The following is a 23,519-nucleotide window of genomic DNA, read 5'->3' as shown; positions in this document are numbered from 1 at the left end:
TCAGTACATTGAATATATCCTGCAAAAATATGTGGATACGTGACTTAAGTCAATCAGTCCTTTGCTTTTGCGTATGAAATCTGTTGGTCATGCCAACTAAAATCAACTGGCCAGAGCTTCTGATCTTGATCATAGGCCGACCATAAAGCTGCATAAGTCAGGTGACGCACAGGGTGGCATTGATTTGGTAAAAGCTCCGCTAAAGGCCACAAAACAAAGGCATTTTTATCAACTTCATCTCGTGGCAAAAGAACCCCATCAATCTCTCCTACCTGGTCATCGTAGGTTAAAATATCAATATCCAGTGTACGTGAACAAAAACGCGGGCCATTTCGCTGACGCCCATTGGCATCTTCAATTTGTTTTAAATTACGCGACAGCTCAGCCACCGACAGATCGGTATGAATAGCCACCACCATATTGTAGAAGGGACTGCCTTTGAAACCGACCGACTCGCTTTCGTAGACAGATGACAGTGCCAGCTCTCCGAATAGCTCAGCCAGCGCATCCAGCCCAGCGGCAATATAGTGTTCCCGATCAAGGTTACTGCCTAAGCTCAGCAGGACTTGAGCCATCAGCGTTTTTCTCCACGTTCAATAATAATGCCAACATCACGTGCTTCAGGCACTGCGCCTGGCTTACCCAACTGCAAGCGCAACCAGGGCACGGAAAACTCATCCATCAACAACGAAGCAATCTCTTCTGCCAGGGCTTCAATCAATAAAAACTCACTACCGGATATAAATGCAATCAGTCGATCACTAATGCTTTTATAGTTCAGGGTACTATCAATATCATCCGCATGCGCAGCCGCACGAATATCAGTACCCAGATCAAGATCGACGCAAACGCACTGGCGGACTTCACGCTCCCAGTCGTATATTCCGATAACCGTTTCCACCTGCAACCCACGAATGTACACTATATCCATTATTTACCCCTGAAAACTGTGAGCCAGTTATGCTAACCGACAGTTTATTGGAACCCATCCTGATCAGCTTTGCCTATCTACTGGGTTCTGTGCCGACCGCATTACTGGTGTGCAACTCTATGGGGATCGCTGATCCCCGTCAACAAGGCTCCGGTAACCCGGGCGCCACTAACGTACTCAGAATCGGCAGCCCTGTTGCCGCAATGCTGACGCTAGTGGGTGATTCCAGTAAAGGGGCTTTGGCCGTCTACCTGGCTGTCCTCACTAATCAGCCGCCAGGCATTATCGGACTTTGTGCGCTGGCTGCTGTACTCGGCCACTTGTTTCCCTTGCTGGGGGCCTATCGGGGCGGCAAGGGTATTGCCACTTTTCTCGGCTGCAGCCTGGTACTCAGTTGGCCGCTGATGTTCGCCCAGTTGCTAAGCTGGTTATTGGTTGCCAGCGTCACCCGTATTGCATCACTAGCCTCAGTGATGATGGCCCTGATCACTCCGCTACTGGCTTGGCTATTAGCCCCGCAACTACTCAGCCCTATGGCGCTGATCTCGCTACTGCTGATCGCCCGCCATCGCTTAAATATAGTACGGCTTTTCAAAGGTCAGGAAGCGCGCTTTTGAGACGCTTACAACGCTGGAAGACTATCCATCGGCCAGCGTGGCCGGGCCAGAATAGTCAGGTCACTCTGCTGCCCCGCCATTAAACGCTGACACCCCGCATACGCAATCATGGCGCCATTATCGGTACAAAACCTAGGGCGGGCGTAATACAGACTGGCTTTTTCCACCGAGACAGTTTCGGCCAGTTTTTCACGCAGACGCCGATTGGCGCTCACCCCGCCAGCGATAATCAACTGTTTCAAGCCGGTTTCACGCAACGCCCGACGACATTTGATCGCCAGCGTATCCACCACAGCTTCTTCAAAAGCCGCCGCAATATCCGCCATGGTTTGTGGATCTATCACGCCCTCTGCATCACGGCAGGACTGCGCAGTATTCAGGGTAAAAGTCTTCAAACCCGAAAAACTAAAGTCCAGCCCAGGACGATCCGTCATCGGCCGTGGAAATCTGAAGCGCGTGCGATCACCCTGTTCAGCCAGCTTGGCAATCAGCGGGCCACCGGGATATTCCAAACCGAGCATTTTCGCCGCCTTGTCAAACGCCTCACCGGCGGCATCATCAAGGGATTCACCCAGTAGCTTGTACTCACCTATGCCATCCACACGAACCAGTTGTGTATGGCCACCCGATACCAGCAAAGCTACAAATGGGAAAGACGGTGGCGATTCTTCTAACATGGGTGCCAACAAGTGCCCTTCCATATGATGTACACCGATGGCCGGAATACCCAAGCCTAGCGCCAGAGCACGCCCTGTCGAGGCACCGACCATTAACGCACCGATCAAACCAGGGCCTGCGGTATAGGCAACAGCATCCAGATCAGCCAGCACCAGTCCGGATTCAGTCATCACTTCACGAATCAGCGGCAAGAGTTTACGGATATGATCACGGGACGCCAGCTCAGGCACCACCCCCCCATACTCGGTATGCATTTCTACCTGACTGTAGAGGGCATCACCCAGCAATCCCAGCTCACTGTCATAGACCGCCACACCGGTTTCATCACAGGATGTTTCAATACCCAGCACACGCATTTCTATTGCTCACTCACAGTAAAACAGGCACTCATGGCCTGCTGGAAGAATAAAGACTGCATTATCACCAAAACTCTACGGAATTTCACCCCTATATGACTTTACTTCGCCTCTCGCTACCAGTAAAATTTTGCACCTTGATCACAAACTCGCCCAAGTTCCGTTTGTTTAGCGCAAACCCCTGGATGAAATTACTGATCAAGAATCAACCTAACCCTAATCTACTGAAGGAGCATTCATGCCAGCAGTAAAAGTTAAAGATAACGAGCCGTTTGACGTTGCTCTGCGTCGCTTCAAGCGCTCTTGTGAGAAAGCCGGTGTTCTGGCTGAAGTTCGTCGTCGTGAACATTACGAAAAACCAACTACAGTGCGCAAACGTAAAGCCGCTGCAGCTGTTAAGCGTCATGCAAAAAAAGTATCTCGTGAAACTGCACGTCGCGTTCGCCTGTACTAATTTGAGCATTACACCCTTTTTATAACCGTAACAACCGACTTGTAATCGAACCCATCAAGTGTTCATAGCAGGTGTTCATAACAACAGGACTTAAGATGTCTGATCTGAAGCAACAAATTACAGAACAGATGAAGGCCGCCATGCGTGCCAGGGATAAAGTGCGTCTCGGCGCTATCCGTCTAATCCTGTCCGATCTCAATCGTATTGAGGTAGATGAACGCATTGAACTGGATGATACACGCGTCCTGGCCTCTTTAGATAAAATGGCCAAACAGCGTCGCGATTCGATTGCCCAGTATCTAGCGGCTGAGCGTCCGGAACTGGCAGACAAGGAGCAGCAAGAGTTGGAGGTGATTAAAACTTTCTTGCCGCAACCTCTCAGTGATAGTGATATAGAACAGATTATTGATGATGCCATTAACGCCACAGGTGCATCCAGCATGCAGCAGATGGGACAGGTTATGGCACTAGTCAAGCCCAGGGTTCAAGGGCGTGCCGATATGGGTCAGGTCTCTACCCGAGTGAAAGCCCGGTTCTGACACCAGCAATTTCGCTGGACATGACAGCGGAGTAATTATGGCAGGGCGAATACCGCAATACTTTATTGATGACTTGCTGGCCCGCATCAACATTACCGACATCGTGGAAAGCCGCGTAAAATTACGCCGCAGCGGTAAAAATTACTCAGGCCTCTGCCCTTTCCATAAAGAAAATTCTCCCTCTTTTACCGTTAGCCCCGACAAGCAGTTCTACTATTGCTTTGGTTGTGGTGCCGGTGGCAACGCACTCGGCTTTTTAATGGAGTATGAACGCCTTTCTTTTCCGGAAGCCGTTGAAGAGCTCGCCCGCCTCGCCGGTGTCGATATCCCGCGCGAAGAGCAAAACCCCCAACAAATCGAGCGCGACCATCAGGTCAAGCAGCAAATTTCACTGCTTGATCAGGCCAGCCAGTTTTATCGAGAACAACTGCGTAGCGCCAATACCCGTGACAAAGCCATTCAGTACCTGCAACAACGCGGACTCTCCGGGCAGATCGCCTCACAGTTTCAAATCGGCTATGCCCCAGCTGGATGGGACAACCTGATACAGCATTTCAGCGACCAGAAAGACGCCACCAGCTTGCTGGAAAAAGCCGGCATGGTCATCCACAACGAAGAAAAAAACCGCCACTATGACCGCTTTCGCGATCGTATCATGTTCCCGATTCGGGATATGCGCGGCCGTGTAATCGCCTTTGGCGGGCGGGTACTCGGCGACGACAAACCCAAATACCTTAACTCTCCCGAAACCGATACCTTCCACAAAAGCCGTGAGCTCTACGGCCTTTACGAAGCCCGCCAAAGCAATCGCCAACTTAACAGACTGCTGATTGTCGAAGGCTATATGGATGTCGTCGGCCTGGCACAAAACGGCATCACCTGGGCCGTTGCCACGCTTGGCACCGCCACCACCGAACAGCACCTTATCCGCCTGTTCAAACTGGTGCCGGAGCTTATTTTCTGCTTCGACGGCGACCAGGCCGGGCGCAAAGCCGCGTTGCGCGCTCTGGATATCGCTCTGCCAGCACTACAGGATGGCAAATCCGTGCGCTTCCTGTTTCTGCCTGAAGGTGAAGACCCAGACAGCCTGATTCGCCAGGAAGGCCAGAGCGCCTTCGAGCAACGCATTCTCAACGCCACCCCCTTGAGCACCTTTTTCTTCAACAATTTATCCGAAGGCTTCAACCTGGACAGCATGGATGACCGTGCCCGCCTTGCCTCGACCGCACTACCACCGATTCGCAGCATGCAGCCGGGTCTGCTGCAACAGATGATGCTGGACCGGGTCAGTGAAATCACCGGCCTGAGCGCCGAGCAGTTGGCGAGCCTGATCAACCTGCACAAAATCAGTCAACCGGCTGCTCCAGACACTCAGGAGAACAGTTACCACCCAGATCAGGAGTATGGTGACTACCCGGAACTGAGCCTACCTGATGGCGAAACCCCGCCCGCTCCAGTTCAACGCCAAGCCGCACGCAGCCGCACGGTAAGCCTGGTAAACCGGATTATCTCCATCATACTGCATCGCCCGGCGCTGGCCCGTGAGCTTCAAGACCCCGAAGCACTGGGAAATCTACAGGAATCCAATATCGATCTTCTGATAGAACTCATCACCTACCTGCGCCAACACCCGGATAACTCACTAGGAACCCTGCTTGTGGACTGGCAACACGACACACAGCGCTCAGCCTACCTGATGATATTAAATGAAATATCACATCTGGAACCCGTGCCCGAAACAGCGGACCCATTAGCTGAATTAAATGGTGCACTGACACGCCTACTCAGCCGACACACAGAAATTCAACTCGACAGACTCTTGAAAAAAAAGCAACAGTCCCCATTAACACAGGAGGAAAAAAATTTATTGCAGCAGCTTCTTCTATCCGGACGTTAAAAACACCGGTTCAGGTTTGGCAAATACCCGTTAATGCTCTATTTTAATACAGTAGATAACGAATTACGGAGCTAAATCTATTCAGCAAGGTCTGAAACAGCTATAATGTTGCGCTTCTTTTTTCACCCATTATTCACATCAGCATTCATCGCAGGGGCTCTATGTCAGATACTTCCCAACAGCAGTCTCGTCTGAAAGAACTCATCGCACGAGGCAAGGAACAGGGTTATCTCACCTATGCAGAGGTAAACGACCACCTGCCAGAAGATATTGCCGACCCGGATCAGGTCGAAGATATCATCCGCATGATCAACGACATGGGCATCAGCGTTTCCGAAGAAGCGCCCGATGCAGAAACCCTTCTGATGACCGAAGGTGACTCAGCAGAAGAAGCCGACGAAGAAGCCGTCGCCGCGCTTGCCGCGGTTGAATCCGATGCCGGCCGCACTACCGACCCTGTTCGTATGTATATGCGTGAAATGGGCACCGTGGAGCTGCTGACTCGTGAAGGCGAGATCGAGATTGCCAAGCGCATAGAAGAAGGCATTCGCGAAGTCATGATGGCACTGGCGCACTTCCCAGGTAGTGTCGAAGCTATTCTGGCAGCCTACGATGCCACTCTGCAGGAAGAAGGCCGCCTCAGTGATATTTTCAGCGGCTATATCGATCCTGACGCACCCATTCCGGAAGAGGAAGTCGAGGTCGAGGAAATCGACGAAGATGATGCTGATTCGGATGATGACGACGATGACGACGACAGCACCGACGACAGTGCAGATGAGGAAAAGGACCGCGGTCCTGATCCTGAAGAAGCGCGTCAGCGTTTCGGATTGATTCGTGACAAGCTTGATGCCTACCTGCTGGTCCTGAGTGATAAGGGCAAAGACAGCCCTGAAGCCAGACTGGCTCTGGAAGAACTCAGCATCGCTTTCTCACCAATCAAACTGTCACCACGCTTTTATGAAATGCTGGTCAGCCGTATTCGTGCGTTTATCGAAAAGGTTCGTGCACAGGAGCGTACTATCATGCGCATCTGTACCCAGCGTGCTGGCATGTCCCGCAAAGACTTCATCAGCGGCTTCCCCGGCAATGAAACCAACCCGGAGTGGTTCGATAAACTCGCCAGCGGCAAGCAGAGCTGGGCCAGTAAAATTGAACAAAGCCTGGATGATCTGAAACGCGCCCAGCGCCGCCTGATCAATATTGAAAATGATGTCGGCATCAGCCTTTCTGAAATCAAAGATGTAAACCGCCGCCTGTCAATTGGTGAAGCCCGCGCCCGTCGCGCCAAGAAAGAGATGGTTGAAGCCAACCTGCGTCTGGTTATCTCTATCGCCAAGAAATACACCAACCGCGGCCTGCAGTTCCTTGATTTGATCCAGGAAGGCAACATTGGCTTGATGAAAGCGGTAGACAAATTCGAATACCGTCGTGGCTACAAGTTCTCAACCTATGCCACCTGGTGGATACGTCAGGCGATCACACGCTCGATTGCCGATCAGGCACGTACCATTCGTATTCCGGTACACATGATCGAAACAATCAATAAGCTCAACCGTATTTCCCGTCAAATGCTGCAGGAAATGGGTCGCGAACCCACCCCTGAAGAACTTGCTGAAAAAATGGAAATGCCGGAAGACAAAATTCGCAAGGTACTGAAAATTGCGAAAGAGCCGATCTCCATGGAAACCCCCATCGGTGACGATGAAGACTCCAGTCTCGGTGACTTTATTGAAGACATCATCATGGCCTCACCGGTTGATACCGCCACAGGCGAGGGCCTGCGTGAAGCCACACGCAGCGTACTGTCCGGACTCACCGCTCGTGAAGCCAAAGTACTCAGAATGCGTTTCGGTATCGATATGAATACCGACCACACGCTGGAAGAGGTTGGCAAACAGTTTGATGTCACTCGCGAACGTATCCGTCAGATCGAAGCCAAGGCGCTGCGCAAACTGCGTCACCCCAGTCGCTCCGATCACCTGCGCGGCTTCCTCGACGAATAACTCAACGCGTTCAACATATTGCGCCAATGCATACTTCTCTGTATCATTGGCGCTCGCTTTTCAAGGGCCTATAGCTCAGTTGGTTAGAGCAACGGACTCATAATCCGTTGGTCGCTGGTTCGAGTCCAGCTGGGCCCACCATTTCTAGTTAAAAATCACTTATAAATCACAAAATATCTGCATGAATAAGTGATCCTCGCCACACCAGCTTAACCTACAGACTCCCAAAAGAGCCAACTACCCCGAAACCTGATTCCTAGACAACAACGCCCAAAGACCCGCCGCCGAAAGTAACGACCCGCCCACCAGGTTAAAGCCTCGATGCGCGCCCGGACGCGACAAAAGTCGACGAGCTGAACCGGCAAATATGGCGTAGAGGGTTGCATTCAAGGTAGCCATGGCGACGAAGGTGACGCCTAAAATCCAAAGCTGCTGTACATGATCAGCACCTGGGTGAATAAACTGCGGCAGGAAAGCTACAAAAAACACCATACCTTTAGGGTTCAAAGCAGTTACCAGGTAGGTATTCAGGAACAATCGCCAGCGTGATCCGGGTTTAGGCGGCGCCGCCATCTCAACTGAAACAAAACCACTGCGTAACAGTTTGATGCCGAGGTACAACAAGTAAAGTCCACCAAGCCATTTGATGATCATAAACCAGAAGGCAGATGCCGCCAGCAAGGTACCTAAACCCAGCAGTGAAACCGCCAGCGCGGTGGAGTCCCCCAGTGCGACAGCCGTTACCAGGGGCACATTGGCCCGGCGTCCATGGGCGATAGAATAACTGATGACTGCCAGAATAGTTGGCCCTGGAATGATCAACAACAACGCAGAGGCAGCAACAAAGGCTAGCCAAAGTTCAACAGGCATGAATTTTACTCCTTGAAAAATCTTAAAATATAGCCGTTGCGTATAAAAAACTATAGCATCAGCAGAGGCCAAAATATGTCCCTAATCTACTCTACAGGCCCAATACAGATGAGTGAGATTACGAAGTTGTTTAACAGCCAGCGCCATATGCCAGCTTGACTATATATTAGAATGTATTAATGTTAAAAACCCAGCATTGGAAATCAACAAGATCTACGCCTGTAAAGGTGCACATTTTTACAGTAAACTTCCACGGCTGCATTAAGCCAGTTTGCAACACGGACTAGTTTTAACATCTAAGTATAATAGTTGTGTTGAGCCGTTTACACGTTACTTTTTATTTTGCAGGAGCATGTTGCTACCATGAGTCTTTTCTGGATTCCTCTACTACCTGCCTTGGGAGTGCTAGCGCCGCTGTTATCCCAGCGCTTTGGCAGAACCCGATGTGCATTTGCAACCGCTGCCGCACCAGCGCTGGCTTTGCTGATGCTGTTGTTGAGTGCTCCGGCTGTATTCAGGGGTGAAACACTGATAGCAACCGCCAACTGGGTTCCGGCATTGAGTATGGATATCTCTTTTCGCCTGGATGGATTGGCCTTTCTGTTTGCTCTGCTAATTCTAGGTATCGGTTTATTAATAATTCTCTATGCACGTTACTACCTGTCCGCCAAAGACAGTATGGGGCAGTTTTACGCCTATCTGATGCTGTTTATGACCGCCATGCTGGGGATTGTGCTATCTAATAATCTGATCCAGTTATGGATGTTCTGGGAACTGACCAGCATCAGCTCATTCCTGCTGATCAGCTTTTGGCATGGCAACACAGAGGGCCGCAAGGGAGCTCGCATGGCCCTCACAGTAACCGGTGCCGGTGGTCTTGCTTTATTAGCAGGCCTGATGCTGATTGGTAAAATTGTCGGTAGCTATGATCTTCAAACCGTCATTGAAAGCGGTGATATCCTTCGAGAGCATGCCGCATACCCGGTTGTGCTGATATTGGTACTCTTGGGTGCCTTCACCAAGTCGGCTCAGTTCCCGTTTCATTTCTGGCTGCCTCATGCAATGTCAGCGCCTACACCCGTAAGTGCGTACTTACATTCAGCCACCATGGTAAAAGCCGGCATTTTCCTGATGGCGCGTTTTTATCCGGTATTGGCTGGTACAGAACTGTGGATCATTATTGTCACCCTTACGGGTATGGCAACACTGTTGTTAGGGGCTTATACGGCACTATTTAAACATGATCTTAAGGGATTACTGGCTTATTCAACTATCAGCCACCTGGGCCTGATTACACTGCTGCTGGGCATGGGTACTGAACTGGCCACCATTGCTGCAATTTTTCATATTATCAACCATGCCACGTTTAAAGCCTCCCTGTTTATGGCGGCAGGGATCATCGACCATGAAGCTGGTACCCGCGACATGCGCCGCCTAAATGGGTTATGGAAATTCATGCCTTACACAGCCACGCTGGCGATGGTGGCGGCGGCTTCCATGGCGGGTGTGCCACTGTTAAACGGATTCCTGTCAAAAGAGATGTTCTTTGCCGAGACACTGCTTCAGCATACATTGGGGTCCTTATCCTGGATGGTGCCTGTGCTGGCAACATTGGCTGCGGTCTTCTCAGTCGCGTACTCATTGCGCTTTATTCATGATGTATTTTTCAATGGCGAACCAGTTGATCTGCCAAAAACTCCGCATGAACCACCACGCTATATGAAAGTGCCGGTAGAAATTCTGGTCGGACTCTGTCTGCTGGTAGGATTATTCCCTGGCTTTATGGTCGGTAGCCTGCTTTATTCTGCGTCGGCAGCCGTACTCGGCGGCGAAGTACCCTATTTCTCTCTGTCAATCTGGCATGGGTTTAACCTGGCACTGATTATGAGCATTGTCGCCATGGTACTGGGTGTTATCATTTATCATAACCGCCGCAAACTGTTTAAGTTTCACAGCCAGTTTCCGGAAACCGATGCCAAGCTGGTATTTGAAAGTATGATGCAATGCCTTGTCCGAAGCGCGACAAGAATTAACCAGTTTTTTGAGAATGGCTCATTGCAACGCTACCTTATGTTGCTGTTTCTGATGGTCATCGTGTTTGCTGGCAAACCGTTGTTGCTGTTGATGCAAACGGCCGGGGAGCGCGAGCAACTTCCTACCAACAGTATTAGCATTGTTCTGGCTGTTATTCTGATTTTTTCCGCACTCGCTACGGTTATCTGGCATCGCCAGCGTTATATATCTTTGCTGACACTGTCGGTGGTTGGCTTGATAGTCTCCATGTCATTTACCTATTTTTCAGCGCCAGATCTGGCACTGACGCAACTGTCGGTAGAGGTAGTCACAGTCATACTGTTGATGCTGGCGTTGTTCTTCCTGCCGCAACAGACCCCCAAGGAATCCAGCCCTGGACGGGTAGCACGTGATCTGGGCATTGCTGCTTTGGTCGGGGGAATTTTTGCCACCCTGAACTATGCCATCATGACCCGATCAGGCTTGAGTATTTCCGATTTCTATCTGGAAAACAGCAAACCTGGCGGCGGGGGCACCAATGCAGTAAACGTCATTCTGGTTGACTTCCGAGGTTTTGATACCTTTGGTGAGATACTGGTGTTGGGTATTGCTGCCCTGGGTATTTTCAAACTGATTAACCGCATGAAGATATCCAAACCCTCCGGGGATATCAAAGGACGTAGCTGGACACAAGACAGCCACCCGATGATCCTTAGAACAGTGTCCCAGTCACTTTTACCCTTGGCACTACTGGTATCGGCCTATATTTTCCTTCGTGGTCATAACATGCCCGGCGGTGGTTTTATTGCCGGGCTGATTACAGCGGTGGCCATCATACTGCAATACATTGCCCATGGGGTGGACTGGATTAAACCCCGCCTTAAGGTCAACTATCAGTGGTCTATAGCCATTGGCGTGTTAATTGCTGCCGCAACCGGCGCAGGCAGTTGGGTATTTGGAAAGCCCTTCCTGACCAGTTGGTTTGACTATTTCCACCTACCCTGGATTGGTAAATTTGAGTTAGCCAGCGCCATTTTATTTGACCTTGGCGTATACATTACCGTGGTAGCGGCCACCCTGCTGATTCTTGCAAATCTGGGTAAGCTGACCACCTCGCACCGTCCTAAAATGGAGGATCAATCCTGATGGAAGTGCTTTTTGCTCTCTGCGTGGGCGTACTCACCACCTGTGGTGTATTTTTAATTCTGAGGGGTCGCACCTTTCCTGTAGTGATTGGTTTAACTATGCTGAGCTACGCTGTTAACCTGTTTTTATTTTCGAGCGGTCGACTGTCAATAAACTCTGCAGCTGTTATTGGTACCAGTGACAATTATGTCGACCCCCTACCGCAAGCATTAGTGCTCACAGCGATAGTAATAGGATTTGCGATGACAGCATTTGTTGTCATTCTGGCTATGCGCGGTCGCGGTGATCTGGGCAATGATCATGTCGATGGCCGTATCCCTGATCATTCATCACTGACTGATAAGGAGCGAAGTTAATGTCGCTGCATCTGGTTATTCTGCCATTTCTGCTTCCGATTGTGGCCGGGTTGCTGCTATTACTTCCCCCTATTCAGAACAGTTTGAGGCGTCAACGCATCTTTGCTGTAGCATCGGGCATGCTGCTGATCCTGGTATCCGCTCTTTTATTGCACACGGCCTATACACAAGGCACGCAGATTTACATGCTTGGGGACTGGTCTCCGCCGTTCGGAATTGTGCTGGTAGCGGATGTGCTGGCCTGTTTACTGGTTCTACTCACCGGCATTCTGGGACTGGCCTCAATCCTGTTCGCTACAGCCGGAGATGATGAAACCGGCATGTATTTCCACACCCTGACATTATTACTTGTCGCAGGGGTTAATGGGGCCTTTCTCACAGGTGACCTGTTTAACCTGTTTGTTTGCTTTGAGATCCTACTCATTGCGTCCTACGCATTACTGGTTCATGGCGGTGGAAAACAAAAAACCCAGGCCAGCTTGCACTATGTCATCCTGAATTTGGTGGGCTCAAGTATTTTCCTGTTTGCGCTGGGGATACTTTACGGCATGCTTGGAACTCTGAATATTGCCGATATGGCCGTCAAGGTTAACCTGCTGAATGCTGATGACAAGTTGCTGGTCAAAGTAGCCGGTTTGCTGTTATTGGTAGTATTTGGTCTTAAATCAGCCATGCTGCCACTGCACTTTTGGTTACCACGGACCTATGCGGTGGCAAGCGCCCCTGTGGCAGCGATGTTCGCTATCATGACCAAGGTGGGGATATACAGCATTTTTCGCGTTCACACCGTGATTTTTGGGGATTTTGCTGGAGACTTAGCCAATATTGCCCAAGTCTGGCTTTGGCCGATTGCAATTTTGACGCTGTTCATAGGGTCTATAGGTTCACTGGCCAGTTCCAACCTGCGCATGTTGACTGCAAATATGATCCTGATTTCAGTGGGTACGCTCTTGGTGGCGGCAGCGCTGGGTACTGAACAGGCGGCAGGTGCTGCATTTTATTACCTGGTACATACCACTCTGGTGGCGGCTGCCATGTTCCTGATTGCGGATATGATCATCAGGCAACGGGGAAAAGCCGAAGACCGCTTTGTTGCTGCACGAATGATGAAACAGCGTGACTTACTGGCCGGATTGTTCTTTTTAGCTGCAGTGGCAATGGTGGGAATGCCACCGCTATCCGGCTTTATCGGCAAGGCGTTACTGATGCAGGCGGCACAAACTGGCACCGAGATGGTCTGGGCATGGACAGCTATCCTGTTGTCTGGACTTGCGGCTATTATCGCTTTGTCTCGTGCCGGAACAACGCTGTTCTGGCGGGTAACAGGCAGTACAGCCGATGGCGAAAATGTTAAAAATGCTAAATTGATCGCTGTGGCAGGTCTATTGATGTGCTCCCCTCTGATGGTGTTGTTCGCCGGCCCAATTACCGCACTGACATCAGAAGCCGCTGCTGTTCTGTACAATCCGGAAATTTCAGTACATGCACTGCTGCCGCTACAGCCGATGCACACAGGAGGGCAATAAGATGCTTGTGAAACCTCGCTTTCGTTGGCTACCCATGCCGTATCACAGCACGCTGTTGTTTGTGACCTGGCTGCTCCTGAACAATACCGCTGCACCAGGACACCTGGTATTAGGGGCTTTTCTGGCTTTGGGCATCCCGATGCTGACCAGTGGCTTGAGCAAGCCCCAGCCGGCCCTGCACAAACCCATTAAAACTATACGCTACGCCCTGCTGGTGTTGGGCGACATTATCACCGCCAATCTCGAAGTAGCTCGCCAAGTCATGGGGCCGATAGATCAACTGCATCCGGCATTGATTGCCATGCCACTGGATATTGAGGGAGACTTACCCATCACCCTGCTAGCGAGCACCATCTCACTCACCCCAGGCACCGTTAGTTCGGAAGTATCGGAATGTAAGAAGTTTATATATATTCATGCACTTTCCATGACCGATGAAGCCGAGTTGATCGCCACTATCAAACAGCGTTACGAAAAACCGTTGATGGAGATTTTCTCATGCTAACCTGGACTGTCATACTGGTAAGCATCATGGTTGTGATCGCCCTGATTCTGAATCTTTGGCGACTATTTGCCGGTCCGGATCTTGCTGATCGTCTGCTGGCACTGGATACCATGTATATTAACAGTATTGCTCTGATTATCTTACTGGGAATCTGGTTCAGCACAACGCTGTATTTCGAAGCCGCACTACTGATCGCTATGCTGGGCTTTGTGAGTACAGCAGCCTTGTGTAAATACTTATTACGCGGCGACATTATTGAATAAGGTATTTGTAAATGAATTTTTTACTCGAACTGATTGTATCCATTTTTTTGCTCACTGGTGGCGTATTTATTCTGGTGGGCTCTATAGGATTGGTAAGACTGCCGGATTTTTTCATGCGTCTGCATGCGCCTACTAAAGCGACAACCTTGGGTATGGGAGGCTTACTGATTGCGTCGATGATACTCTTTACGCTACGCGAGCCAGGTCATATCAGCGTACATGAATTGTTGATCACGCTGTTTTTGTTTATCACCGCACCCGTGAGTGCACACATGATGGCAAAGACTGCATTGCATCAAAAGTTGAAAATGCTGAAACGTACTCAGGGGCAACATCTGGTAGATACGGCAGCACGCCAGGAGGCACCTGCTCAAACTGAAACAGTGCAGAGCAACTCCTGAATAAGTGCCCAGATACAGTAGTCAGCGCTTAAGCTAATCAGCTTGAAACGTCAGCCAGGATACGCTCGATAATTGGTCGATTGGCGGCTGGAAAAGCATACTCACCGAGTTGCGACACATCCACCCAAACGAGTGGCTGGCCCTCACAGCCCCGGGCTTCACCGATAAACGCCGTTACATTGAAAACATCTAATAACACATGGCGTTCAGGATATTCATAAGGAATCTGTATAAGTGGCTGAGCAGCCGTGACCTGAATACCCAACTCCTCCAACAGTTCACGATCCAGCGCCTGACGCGCTGTTTCATGCACCTCCACCTTACCACCGGGAAACTCCCATAACCCACCCTGATGCTTATCCGAGGGGCGACGAGCGATCAGGATAGAACCCTGAGGGTTGTATATCACCGCCGCCGCTACATGCAGTACCTGCCGCGGCGGCTGGGAAGTTATATCAGGAACGGTATTCGGCATTGATCTTGACGTAATCATGTGACAGATCCGTGGTCCAGATACTTTCCTGTACCTGACCACGGTTCAGAGACACTCTGATCAGGATAGTGTCTTTATTCATCACTGCCTGACCCTGCTCTTCAGTATAACTGTCTGCACGACCACCCTGCTTCACGATCGCTACATCATCCAGCCAGATGGCGACGTCATCAACCTTCAGATCACTGACACCCGCACGTCCGACACAGGCCAAAATACGGCCCCAGTTAGGATCACTGGCAAACAGGGCAGTTTTGACCAAAGGCGAGTGCGCTATGGTGTAAGCCACTTTGAGAGCCTCATCAACGCTGGCCGCCGTTTCAACACGCACTTCAACAAATTTGGTAGCCCCTTCTCCGTCCTTGACGATTGCTTGTGCCAGTTCCAGCATCACTTCGTGCAGACCGGCAATAAATTGATCCATCAATACCGGTTCCATATCACTCAACTCAACACCACTCTGACCGGTAGCGACCAGCATGCAAGCATCATTGGTGGAGGTATCACCATCGACAGTGATTCGATTAAAAGTCTGCTCGTTAACCTGACTCAGCAACCGTTGCAACAGATTAGCATCGACAATCGCATCGGTAGCGACATAGCCCAGCATGGTGGCCATATTGGGCATGATCATACCTGAGCCTTTGGAAATGCCGGTGATAGTGATCAGCTTGCCCTGATGTTCGATCTGTACACTATGACCTTTTGCACGGGTATCTGTGGTCATAATCCCCAGTGCCGCTTCCATCCAGTGGTCTTCATCAAGATCATCCAGCGCCGCATCCAGCGCTGAAACCACCTTGGCGACGGGCAGAAGTTCACCGATAACACCCGTGGAGAAAGGCAACACAGACTCCGTATCCACCTGAGTCTTTTCTGCCAAAGCAGTACAACAGGCTTTAGCAGCGTCTAAACCCGCCGCTCCGGTACCTGCATTGGCGTTACCCGTATTCACCAGCATGTAGCGTGGCGATACACCACCGGCAAGATGCTTTTTTGCCAACAGCACAGGAGCCGCACAGAACTGATTACGAGTAAAAACACCCGCAATTGTAGCGTCTACCGGAATTTCCATAATCACAATGTCTTTGCGTCCCGGCTTTTTGATTCCGGCGGAAGCGATACCCAGACGAAACCCTTTTACCGGATGCAACTGCAACGTTTGTTCAGCACCTACTGCCATGCTACCTTCCTCTGTTATGCGCTGGTGTTAAATTTTACCATGGCATTGTTTGTATTTTTTACCTGAGCCGCAGGGACAGGGCTCATTGCGACCCACTTTGGGCACATCACGCACGAAAGGCTCCTGTTTGTCACCCTCGGCATTTGCTGCAGCAGTTTCTTGTTCACTTTCAGCCTGCATGGCATTGCTTTGAGAGTGCTCAAAGCTCATTTTCTGACGCTCGGCCGCTTCGCGGCGTTGACGTTCAATGGCTTCAACATCCTCAGGCTCGCGCACTTTTACGTGGCTGATAATGCGTACTACATCTTTTTTGATATTCTCAAGCAATGCCTGGAATAACTGAAAGGATTCACGCTTGTATTCCTGCTTTGGATTCTTCTGCGCATAACCCCGCAGGTGAATACCCTGGCGTAGCAAATCCATGGTTTGCAGATGTTCTTTCCACAGGGTATCCAATACCTGCAACATGACCTGTTTCTCAAACAGACGCATAGTTTCAGCACCGACTAACTGCTCTTTCTCAGCATATTTCTCGCTGATTGCGGTATGGATTTTATCGCGCAATGGCTCTTCATGCAGTTGGGTATCTTCATCCAGCCATTGCTGAACTGGCAGCTCGATGGAGAAATCCGTCTGCAAAGCTTTTTCCAGACCGGCGACATCCCAGGTTTCTGCCAGACTTTCCGGCGCAATGAAATCACTGATCGTGGTATCAATCACCTCGGACCGTATCGCATTGATAGTATCCGAAATATCATTAGTCGCCATCAGGTCATTGCGCTGTTCATAGATTACCCGGCGCTGATCGTTGGCCACATCATCGTATTCAAGTAAGCTTTTACGTATATCAAAATTACGCCCTTCAACTTTTCGCTGGGCTTTTTCGATCGCATTACTGACCATTTTGTGTTCGATGGCTTCTCCCTTATCCATACCCAATGCCTGCATGAACTGGCGGATACGGTCAGAGGCAAAAATACGCATCAGATCATCTTCCATCGACAGGAAGAAGCGTGAGGAACCCGGATCACCCTGACGCCCGGCGCGACCACGTAGCTGGTTATCGATACGACGGGATTCATGCCGTTCGGTACCGATGATATGCAAGCCACCAGCAGCGACCACCTGCTCATGACGCTGTTGCCAATCGGCCTTGGCGGCACTGATCTGCTCCTCTGTCGGATTTTCCAGTGCATCCAGCTCTACTTCAAGCTTCCCCCCCAGCATGATATCGGTACCACGACCGGCCATATTGGTGGCAATGGTAATGGCACCTGGGCAGCCAGCATTAGCAATAATACCGGCTTCACGCCCGTGGTTTTTGGCATTCAAAACATTATGGGTGATCTTCTCTTGTATCAGCATCTTGGACAAAACTTCAGATGAGCCAACTGACGCTGTACCCACCAGAACGGGTTGCCCTTTCTCCTGGCAGTGTCGGATCTCCTTAACGATGGCGCTGAACTTTTCTTCGATGGTCAGGTAGACCAGGTCATTATAATCGGTTCTCTGTACCGGCTGATTGGTCGGAATGACAACCACATCAAGGCCATAAATCTGACGCAACTCAAAGGCTTCCGTATCAGCCGTACCGGTCATCCCGGACAGTTTTTCATACAACCTGAAATAGTTCTGGAAAGTAGTCGAGGCCAGCGTCTGGCTTTCCAGTTGAATTTTGACACCTTCTTTGGCTTCAACAGCCTGGTGCAGGCCTTCAGACCAGCGACGACCCGGCATGATACGACCAGTGTGTTCGTCAACTATCACCACCTGCTGATCCTGGACGATATAGTCTTTATCGCGTTCAAACAGGTAATGTGCACGCAGCCCGGCCAACACATGGTGCAATAAGTTCAGATTACCTGATGCATAGAGACTCTCCTCTTCCTGCAACAAGCCCTCTTCACGTAGCAGATCTTCCACTAGCTGGTGACCGGCTTCGGTTAGTTCAACTGTGCGGTTTTTTTCATCCACCACAAAGTGTTCATCAATGATCTGGGTGTCGTCTTTAACATCAACCTCGCCAAAAAACTGCTTTAGCTTGGGAATAATTTTATTGATATGTGCGTACAGGGCCGAGCTGTCTTCAGCTGGACCTGAAATAATCAGTGGTGTTCGGGCCTCATCGATGAGGATGGAGTCCACTTCATCGACGATGGCAAAATTGAAGCCACGTTGTACCTTGTCTTCAACACTGAACGCCATATTGTCGCGCAAATAGTCGAAACCGAACTCGTTGTTGGTACCGTAAGTGATGTCACAAGCATAGGCTCCACGTTTACCCTCATTACCCTGACCAGAAACAATCACGCCAACACTTAACCCCAGCGCCTCATAAAGCGGACGCATCCACTCGGCATCGCGGCTGGCAAGATAGTCGTTTACGGTAACGACATGCACTCCCTTACCACTGATGGCATTAAGGTAAGCAGGCAGTGTTGCCACCAGCGTTTTACCTTCACCGGTTTTCATCTCCGCCACTTTACCTTCGTGCAGGGAGATACCACCGATCATTTGTACATCAAAATGACGCAGACCCATCACCCGGCGAGAGACTTCTCGCACTGTGGCGAAAGCTTCTGGCAGCAGTTTGGTCAGAGATTCACCCGCTTCAAACCGCTGCCGATAGGCAGTGGATAGCGCCTTAAGCTCATCATCACTAAGCTGTTCCATCTGCACTTCCAGTGCATTGATGTCCTTAACGACTCGCCCCATACGTTTGAGTTCACGATCGTTTTTGCTTCCGAAGGCCTTTTTCAACAGTGATGTGAGCATAATTCAACTTTTACCGTTAATTGGATGTTATTCGCGCAATGTCCATCGCGGAAAGAGCACATTATTCTACAGTGATTCTTGTAGATAGTTGAGTTTCCAGACGCATTGTTCAACCCCTACAGGACGATATAAATAAAAAAAGCCGGGCGAGAACCGGCTTTCTGCTGTTATTTTGCTTTTAGTGGGTTAAAAACACCCGAAAAACCAGAATCAAACAGCGGCTGCCGGGCGCAAAAATGCTATGGGAGATGCCTGCTCCAGCGATTCAAAAGTGACTATTTCGTAGGCATCTTCAGTTTGCAACAGTTTTCTGAGCAGAAGATTGTTCAGGTGATGACCTGATTTATATCCGTAGTATTCGCCGATCAGACTTTTACCCAACAAATACAGATCCCCAACCGCATCAAGAATCTTGTGCTTAACAAACTCGTTTTCGTAGCGCAAACCGTCTTCGTTCAGCACCCGATAGTCATCCACGACGATAGCATTATCAAAGCTTCCACCCAGTGCCAGGTTCTGAGAACGCAGGAACTCGATATCACGCATAAACCCAAAGGTTCTGGCACGACTAACCTCACGAACGAACGAGGTGCTGGAAAAATCCAGACTGGCTTCCAGGTGACGATCCGTAAATGCCGGATGGTCAAACTCGATACGAAAACCCACTTTGTAACCTTCGTAAGGTTTGAAGCTGGCTGTTTTGCCGTCCACTTCAACACTAACCGGCTTTTTGATACGCACAAACTGCTTGGCCGCATTTTGCTCTGCAATACCGGCTGACTCGATCAGAAACACGAAGGGTGCGGCACTGCCATCCATGATCGGCACTTCTTCAGCAGTCAGATCGACGTATAGATTATCGATCCCCAGCCCGGCAAGCGCCGACATCAGATGTTCAACCGTGGCAACACGAACACCGTCTACCGATAGATTGGTAGATAATACGGTATCGACCACATGGGTCGCGAAACCCGGAATTTCGACAACAGGGTCCTGATCTACACGCCGGAAAACGATACCGGTATTGACCGGTGCTGGTCTTAGGGTCAAATAGACTTTCCGACCACTATGCAGGCCGATACCTGTCGCCCGTATACTCGTTTTCAGTGTGCGTTGTTTAATCATTACAGTTCGCCGGATAACAACATAAATAAATGAGAATGATAACAGACTCACCCCATTTCAGGCAATCGGCCCATAAGGCCGCCACCCTCAATCCGCCTGACGTCGCAGGAAGGTTGGTATATCCAGCTCACCATAATCCTTGCGCTTACCTGTCTCTTTATCATGGCTGTCCGGCTTATCCAGCAGTGCCTCTTGCTTCTGGCGACGCAACACTGACGGCAGTTCAATTTCTTCCTGACGCAGATCGGCTTTAGGGGCTTCAGTAGCCACCAACTTGAACTCTTTCTCTTTAGGACGATCAAGGCCTGTTGCGACAACCGTCACACGTAGCTCATCCACCATGTCCGGATCAATCACCGTTCCGATCACAATAGTTGCATCCGCATCTGCACATTCTTCAATAATTTCACCGATTTCACTGTACTCACCCAGACTCAGATCCAGGCCAGCGGTGATATTCACCAGGATGCCACGCGCACCACGCAGGTCAATATCTTCCAGCAGCGGACTCATGATGGCAGAACGTGCCGCTTCCTGAGCACGCTTATCACCTTTGGCTATGCCCGTACCCATCATCGCCATGCCCATTTCAGACATTACGGTTTTGACATCGGCAAAGTCGACGTTAACCATACCGGTACAAGTGATCAGATCGGAAATGCCCTTCACCGCCCCTTTCAGCACGTCATTGGCGGTATTGAAGGCATTGATCAGACTGGTATTCTTACCCAGAACCGCAATCAGCTTCTCATTCGGGATGATGATCAATGAATCCACATTTTCACGTAGTTCACGTATGCCTTCCTCAGCGATAGCCATGCGCTTGCGACCTTCAAAACGGAAAGGCCGGGTCACCACAGCGACCGTCAGAATACCCATTTCACGGGCAATCTGCGCCACGATCGGCGCTGCACCGGTACCCGTACCACCGCCCATACCGGCGGTAATAAACACCATATCAGCACCTTTAAGGCTTTCAGCAATCCTGTCTCGATCTTCAAGGGCCGCTTTGCGTCCGATTTCCGGATTAGCACCAGCCCCCAATCCCTTAGTCAAACCACCACCAATATGCAGGGCTGCACGCGTTGCCAAACGCTCCAGTGCCTGGGCATCAGTATTGGCGCAGATGAACTCAACCCCACCGAGATCATCAGACACCATGTGTTGAACGGCGTTACCGCCACCCCCACCGACACCAATGACTTTAATGACGGCTTCCTGAGGTACATTATCAATTAATTCAAACATTTTTTTCCTCCCCTGACATGCCTGCTTTTACCTTCCGGTCATGCCACGCTTAACGATTCATTCAGAAGTGACGCTTAAACCAGTCTTTTACTCGACTCACCAGATCACCGACCTGTGGACGCTGCAGACGTTTTTCGCGCATTTCCGGTACAATTTCTTTTGCTGTTGGTTTCTGCTCCGCTTTTGCATAGTGCAGTAACCCGATTCCGGTTGCGTAAATCGGGTTCTTAAGCAGCGATTCCATACCCCGGACGCCTTGCGGAAGTGCCAGCCTTACTGGCATATGGAAGATCTCTTCCGCCAGTTCAACAGCCCCTTCCATTTTCGATGTACCCCCGGTCAGCACGATACCTGCAGCGATCAGGTCTTCAAAACCTGAGCGTCGCAACTCGGCCTGCACCAAGGCAAACAACTCTTCATAACGCGGCTCGACCACTTCAGCCAGTGACTGCCTGGACAGATCTCTGGCGGGCCGATCGCCCACACTGGGCACCTTGATGGTTTCATCAGGGCGAGCCAACTGTGCCAAGGCACAGGCATATTTAATCTTGATTTTTTCGGCATGCTGCGTCGGTGTACGCAGCGCCATGGCAATATCATTGGTAACCTGATCACCCGCAATAGGAATAACGGCGGTATGACGGATTGACCCATCAGTGAATACGGCAATATCCGTAGTCCCCCCGCCGATATCGACGATGCAGACTCCCAGATCTTTTTCATCTTCTGCGAGTACAGCATAGCTGGAGGCCAGTTGTTCAAGCACGATGGCATCGACTTCCAATCCACAACGACGGATACATTTATCAATATTTTGAATCGCATTGGACGCACCGGTAACCAGATGCACCTTGGCTTCCAGACGTACTCCAGACATCCCCAGAGGCTCTTTAATGCCTTCTTGCGTATCGATCAGGTACTCTTGCGGCAAAATATGCAAAATCCGCTGATCGGCTGGTATGGCTACAGCGCGCGCAGCGTCTATCACACGTTCCAAATCATATTCAGAGACTTCACGATCCCTCACCGCAACGATTCCGTGAGAGTTCAGACTGCTGATGTGATTACCGGCAATTCCCACCGTCACTGAATGAATCTTGCATCCTGCCATTAATTCAGCTTCTTCAACTGCACGCTGTATCGCACTAACAGTCGATTCAATATTTACCACCACGCCACGCTTCATACCGTGAGAAGGCTGTGAACCCACACCGACTATCTCAATACCGCCGTCAGCACAGACTTCACCTACCAGACACACCACTTTAGATGTACCTATATCCAGTGCAACGATCATACTGTGATCTGATGTCGCTCTTTTATCCTGCATCGCCTAGCCTCTCTTCGGTGCGCCATCTGACAGCCACACCGTTGGTGTATCTTATGTCAACCTGTTCAATTTTATCCGCCGACTGACTGAGCTCAGCTTCATAGATGCTGATAAAGCGCCTGAGTCTGGGCATCAACTGCTCTCGTCCAGCAATAACCTGTATGCCGTTATCCAACTCCAGATTCCAGGCGCCACGGCTTTCCAGCGTCAGTCCTTTAATACGTATACCTGAATGGGCAAACAACACACTCAGATCATGATACTGTTCGATAATCGCCCGTGTTTCGTGAGCTGGCCCATTAAGTCGGGGTAAAAACTCATACCCGGCACTCATGTCCGGCCAGAAAATATCACCCTGATGATTCAGCAGTCCACGCTCACCCCAGCGCGCCACAGGTACCTGTTCTGCAATGGCCACGTGTATAGCCGCTGGCCACTGACGCCTGACCTCAGCCATGTGTACCCAGGGGTTAGCCAGGGTCGCATCACGTAAACTGCGAAGATCCAGCGATAAGATGGGTGCCTTAACCTCCGTTGCCAGGTAGCTGGCTAATACCTGGCCATCCAGATACCGTAACTGCCCGCTGATGCTGACTGCATTAACCGGTTTATCCAGCCAGGCCAATGCCTTGCCTGCCAACCCAACCAACAGCACAACAAACATCAACAGCATTGCCAATAACACAACCCGCTTGACGGCCTGAGGCTCAATCGGTTGCTCCGGCTGGCGTTGCACGGCCACAGCACCCCGTACCGGCACAACCGGTTCTGGATCTTGCTTAAGCCAGGGCAACGACAGATTCATCT

At 50.5% G+C, this 23,519-nt stretch carries 22 protein-coding genes and 1 tRNA gene; 12 read left to right on the top strand and 11 right to left on the bottom strand.

All coding sequences use genetic code 11. The annotated features are described in order from the left end of the window. Positions 1-53: 53 nt before the first annotated feature. Positions 54-575 carry a 2-amino-4-hydroxy-6-hydroxymethyldihydropteridine diphosphokinase gene (folK, locus tag F5I99_RS04430; protein WP_151053837.1) on the bottom strand — a complete coding sequence of 174 codons (522 nt, stop codon included), beginning with the start codon at positions 573-575 and terminating at the stop codon, positions 54-56. Then, positions 575-931: a dihydroneopterin aldolase gene (gene folB, locus F5I99_RS04425; protein WP_151053836.1), complete on the bottom strand. Its 357-nt coding sequence runs from the start codon at positions 929-931 to the stop codon at positions 575-577. Before folB ends, folK begins: the two co-directional genes overlap by 1 nt. A gap of 29 nt (positions 932-960) precedes the next feature. Between folB and plsY the strand changes: the two genes are divergently transcribed. Continuing rightward, a complete protein-coding gene (gene plsY / locus F5I99_RS04420; RefSeq protein ID WP_151053835.1) occupies positions 961-1,548 on the top strand; it encodes a glycerol-3-phosphate 1-O-acyltransferase PlsY in 588 nt (195 codons plus the stop codon). A gap of 5 nt (positions 1,549-1,553) precedes the next feature. Here the strand turns inward: plsY and tsaD are convergent, their stop codons facing one another. Beyond that, a complete protein-coding gene (gene tsaD / locus F5I99_RS04415; RefSeq protein WP_151053834.1) occupies positions 1,554-2,582 on the bottom strand; it encodes a tRNA (adenosine(37)-N6)-threonylcarbamoyltransferase complex transferase subunit TsaD in 1,029 nt (342 codons plus the stop codon). A 238-nt stretch (positions 2,583-2,820) separates the two neighbouring features. Between tsaD and rpsU the strand changes: the two genes are divergently transcribed. The 5 genes from rpsU to F5I99_RS04390 all read left to right on the top strand — a co-directional run bounded on the left by rpsU (position 2,821) and on the right by F5I99_RS04390 (position 7,619). Then, positions 2,821-3,036 carry a 30S ribosomal protein S21 gene (gene rpsU, locus F5I99_RS04410; protein WP_036521983.1) on the top strand — a complete coding sequence of 72 codons (216 nt, stop codon included), beginning with the start codon at positions 2,821-2,823 and terminating at the stop codon, positions 3,034-3,036. 95 nt (positions 3,037-3,131) lie between these two features. Further along, on the top strand, positions 3,132-3,575 hold the full coding sequence (locus F5I99_RS04405) for a GatB/YqeY domain-containing protein (RefSeq protein WP_151053833.1): 444 nt from the start codon (positions 3,132-3,134) through the stop codon (positions 3,573-3,575). A gap of 37 nt (positions 3,576-3,612) precedes the next feature. Continuing rightward, a complete protein-coding gene (gene dnaG, locus F5I99_RS04400) occupies positions 3,613-5,472 on the top strand; it encodes a DNA primase (RefSeq protein WP_151053832.1) in 1,860 nt (619 codons plus the stop codon). A 161-nt stretch (positions 5,473-5,633) separates the two neighbouring features. After that, positions 5,634-7,478: an RNA polymerase sigma factor RpoD gene (rpoD, locus tag F5I99_RS04395; protein WP_151053831.1), complete on the top strand. Its 1,845-nt coding sequence runs from the start codon at positions 5,634-5,636 to the stop codon at positions 7,476-7,478. 64 nt (positions 7,479-7,542) lie between these two features. Continuing rightward, positions 7,543-7,619 (top strand) — tRNA-Ile (locus tag F5I99_RS04390). Positions 7,620-7,715: 96 nt separating this feature from the next. On the opposite strand, the gene F5I99_RS04385 is transcribed toward F5I99_RS04390, so the two are convergent. Further along, positions 7,716-8,348 (bottom strand): LysE family translocator, encoded by a 633-nt coding sequence (locus tag F5I99_RS04385; protein WP_151053830.1) that lies wholly within the window; start codon positions 8,346-8,348, stop codon positions 7,716-7,718. A 363-nt stretch (positions 8,349-8,711) separates the two neighbouring features. Between F5I99_RS04385 and F5I99_RS04380 the strand changes: the two genes are divergently transcribed. Genes F5I99_RS04380 through F5I99_RS04355 form a run of 6 tightly spaced genes read left to right on the top strand, consistent with a single transcriptional unit; the run spans position 8,712 to position 14,558 of the window. Further along, positions 8,712-11,507 carry a monovalent cation/H+ antiporter subunit A gene (locus F5I99_RS04380; RefSeq protein WP_151053829.1) on the top strand — a complete coding sequence of 932 codons (2,796 nt, stop codon included), beginning with the start codon at positions 8,712-8,714 and terminating at the stop codon, positions 11,505-11,507. Beyond that, positions 11,507-11,863: a Na+/H+ antiporter subunit C gene (locus F5I99_RS04375; protein WP_151053828.1), complete on the top strand. Its 357-nt coding sequence runs from the start codon at positions 11,507-11,509 to the stop codon at positions 11,861-11,863. Before F5I99_RS04380 ends, F5I99_RS04375 begins: the two co-directional genes overlap by 1 nt. Further along, on the top strand, positions 11,863-13,389 hold the full coding sequence (locus tag F5I99_RS04370) for a monovalent cation/H+ antiporter subunit D (protein ID WP_151053827.1): 1,527 nt from the start codon (positions 11,863-11,865) through the stop codon (positions 13,387-13,389). Before F5I99_RS04375 ends, F5I99_RS04370 begins: the two co-directional genes overlap by 1 nt. 1 nt (position 13,390) lies before the next feature. Then, positions 13,391-13,894, top strand: coding sequence for a Na+/H+ antiporter subunit E (locus tag F5I99_RS04365; RefSeq protein ID WP_151053826.1), 504 nt, complete (start codon positions 13,391-13,393; stop codon positions 13,892-13,894). Continuing rightward, positions 13,888-14,157 (top strand): K+/H+ antiporter subunit F, encoded by a 270-nt coding sequence (locus F5I99_RS04360; RefSeq protein ID WP_151053825.1) that lies wholly within the window; start codon positions 13,888-13,890, stop codon positions 14,155-14,157. Before F5I99_RS04365 ends, F5I99_RS04360 begins: the two co-directional genes overlap by 7 nt. Before the next feature lie 11 nt (positions 14,158-14,168). Continuing rightward, positions 14,169-14,558, top strand: a complete 390-nt coding sequence (locus tag F5I99_RS04355; protein ID WP_151053824.1) for a Na+/H+ antiporter subunit G — start codon at positions 14,169-14,171, stop codon at positions 14,556-14,558. 37 nt (positions 14,559-14,595) lie between these two features. Here the strand turns inward: F5I99_RS04355 and mutT are convergent, their stop codons facing one another. The 7 genes from mutT to F5I99_RS04320 form a co-directional block, all read right to left on the bottom strand. After that, positions 14,596-15,051, bottom strand: a complete 456-nt coding sequence (mutT, locus tag F5I99_RS04350; RefSeq protein WP_225307549.1) for an 8-oxo-dGTP diphosphatase MutT — start codon at positions 15,049-15,051, stop codon at positions 14,596-14,598. Continuing rightward, positions 15,014-16,234 (bottom strand): bifunctional glutamate N-acetyltransferase/amino-acid acetyltransferase ArgJ, encoded by a 1,221-nt coding sequence (gene argJ / locus F5I99_RS04345; protein WP_151053823.1) that lies wholly within the window; start codon positions 16,232-16,234, stop codon positions 15,014-15,016. Before argJ ends, mutT begins: the two co-directional genes overlap by 38 nt. 27 nt (positions 16,235-16,261) lie before the next feature. Next, a complete protein-coding gene (secA, locus tag F5I99_RS04340; protein ID WP_151053822.1) occupies positions 16,262-19,009 on the bottom strand; it encodes a preprotein translocase subunit SecA in 2,748 nt (915 codons plus the stop codon). Between the two features lie 210 nt (positions 19,010-19,219). Then, on the bottom strand, positions 19,220-20,134 hold the full coding sequence (gene lpxC / locus F5I99_RS04335) for a UDP-3-O-acyl-N-acetylglucosamine deacetylase (RefSeq protein WP_151053821.1): 915 nt from the start codon (positions 20,132-20,134) through the stop codon (positions 19,220-19,222). 87 nt (positions 20,135-20,221) lie between these two features. Further along, positions 20,222-21,382 carry a cell division protein FtsZ gene (gene ftsZ, locus F5I99_RS04330; protein WP_151053820.1) on the bottom strand — a complete coding sequence of 387 codons (1,161 nt, stop codon included), beginning with the start codon at positions 21,380-21,382 and terminating at the stop codon, positions 20,222-20,224. 61 nt (positions 21,383-21,443) lie between these two features. Next, positions 21,444-22,712 carry a cell division protein FtsA gene (ftsA, locus tag F5I99_RS04325; RefSeq protein ID WP_151053819.1) on the bottom strand — a complete coding sequence of 423 codons (1,269 nt, stop codon included), beginning with the start codon at positions 22,710-22,712 and terminating at the stop codon, positions 21,444-21,446. Further along, positions 22,702-23,517 (bottom strand): cell division protein FtsQ/DivIB, encoded by an 816-nt coding sequence (locus F5I99_RS04320; protein ID WP_151053818.1) that lies wholly within the window; start codon positions 23,515-23,517, stop codon positions 22,702-22,704. The genes ftsA and F5I99_RS04320 overlap by 11 nt, the downstream gene beginning before the upstream one ends. Between the last annotated feature and the right edge of the window lie 2 nt (positions 23,518-23,519).

Origin of the sequence: Nitrincola iocasae (assembly GCF_008727795.1) — a bacterium.
Classification (GTDB): domain Bacteria; phylum Pseudomonadota; class Gammaproteobacteria; order Pseudomonadales; family Balneatricaceae; genus Nitrincola; species Nitrincola iocasae.
Note: the sequence above shows the minus strand (reverse complement) of the source record. Positions and strands in the feature narration are given on the sequence as shown.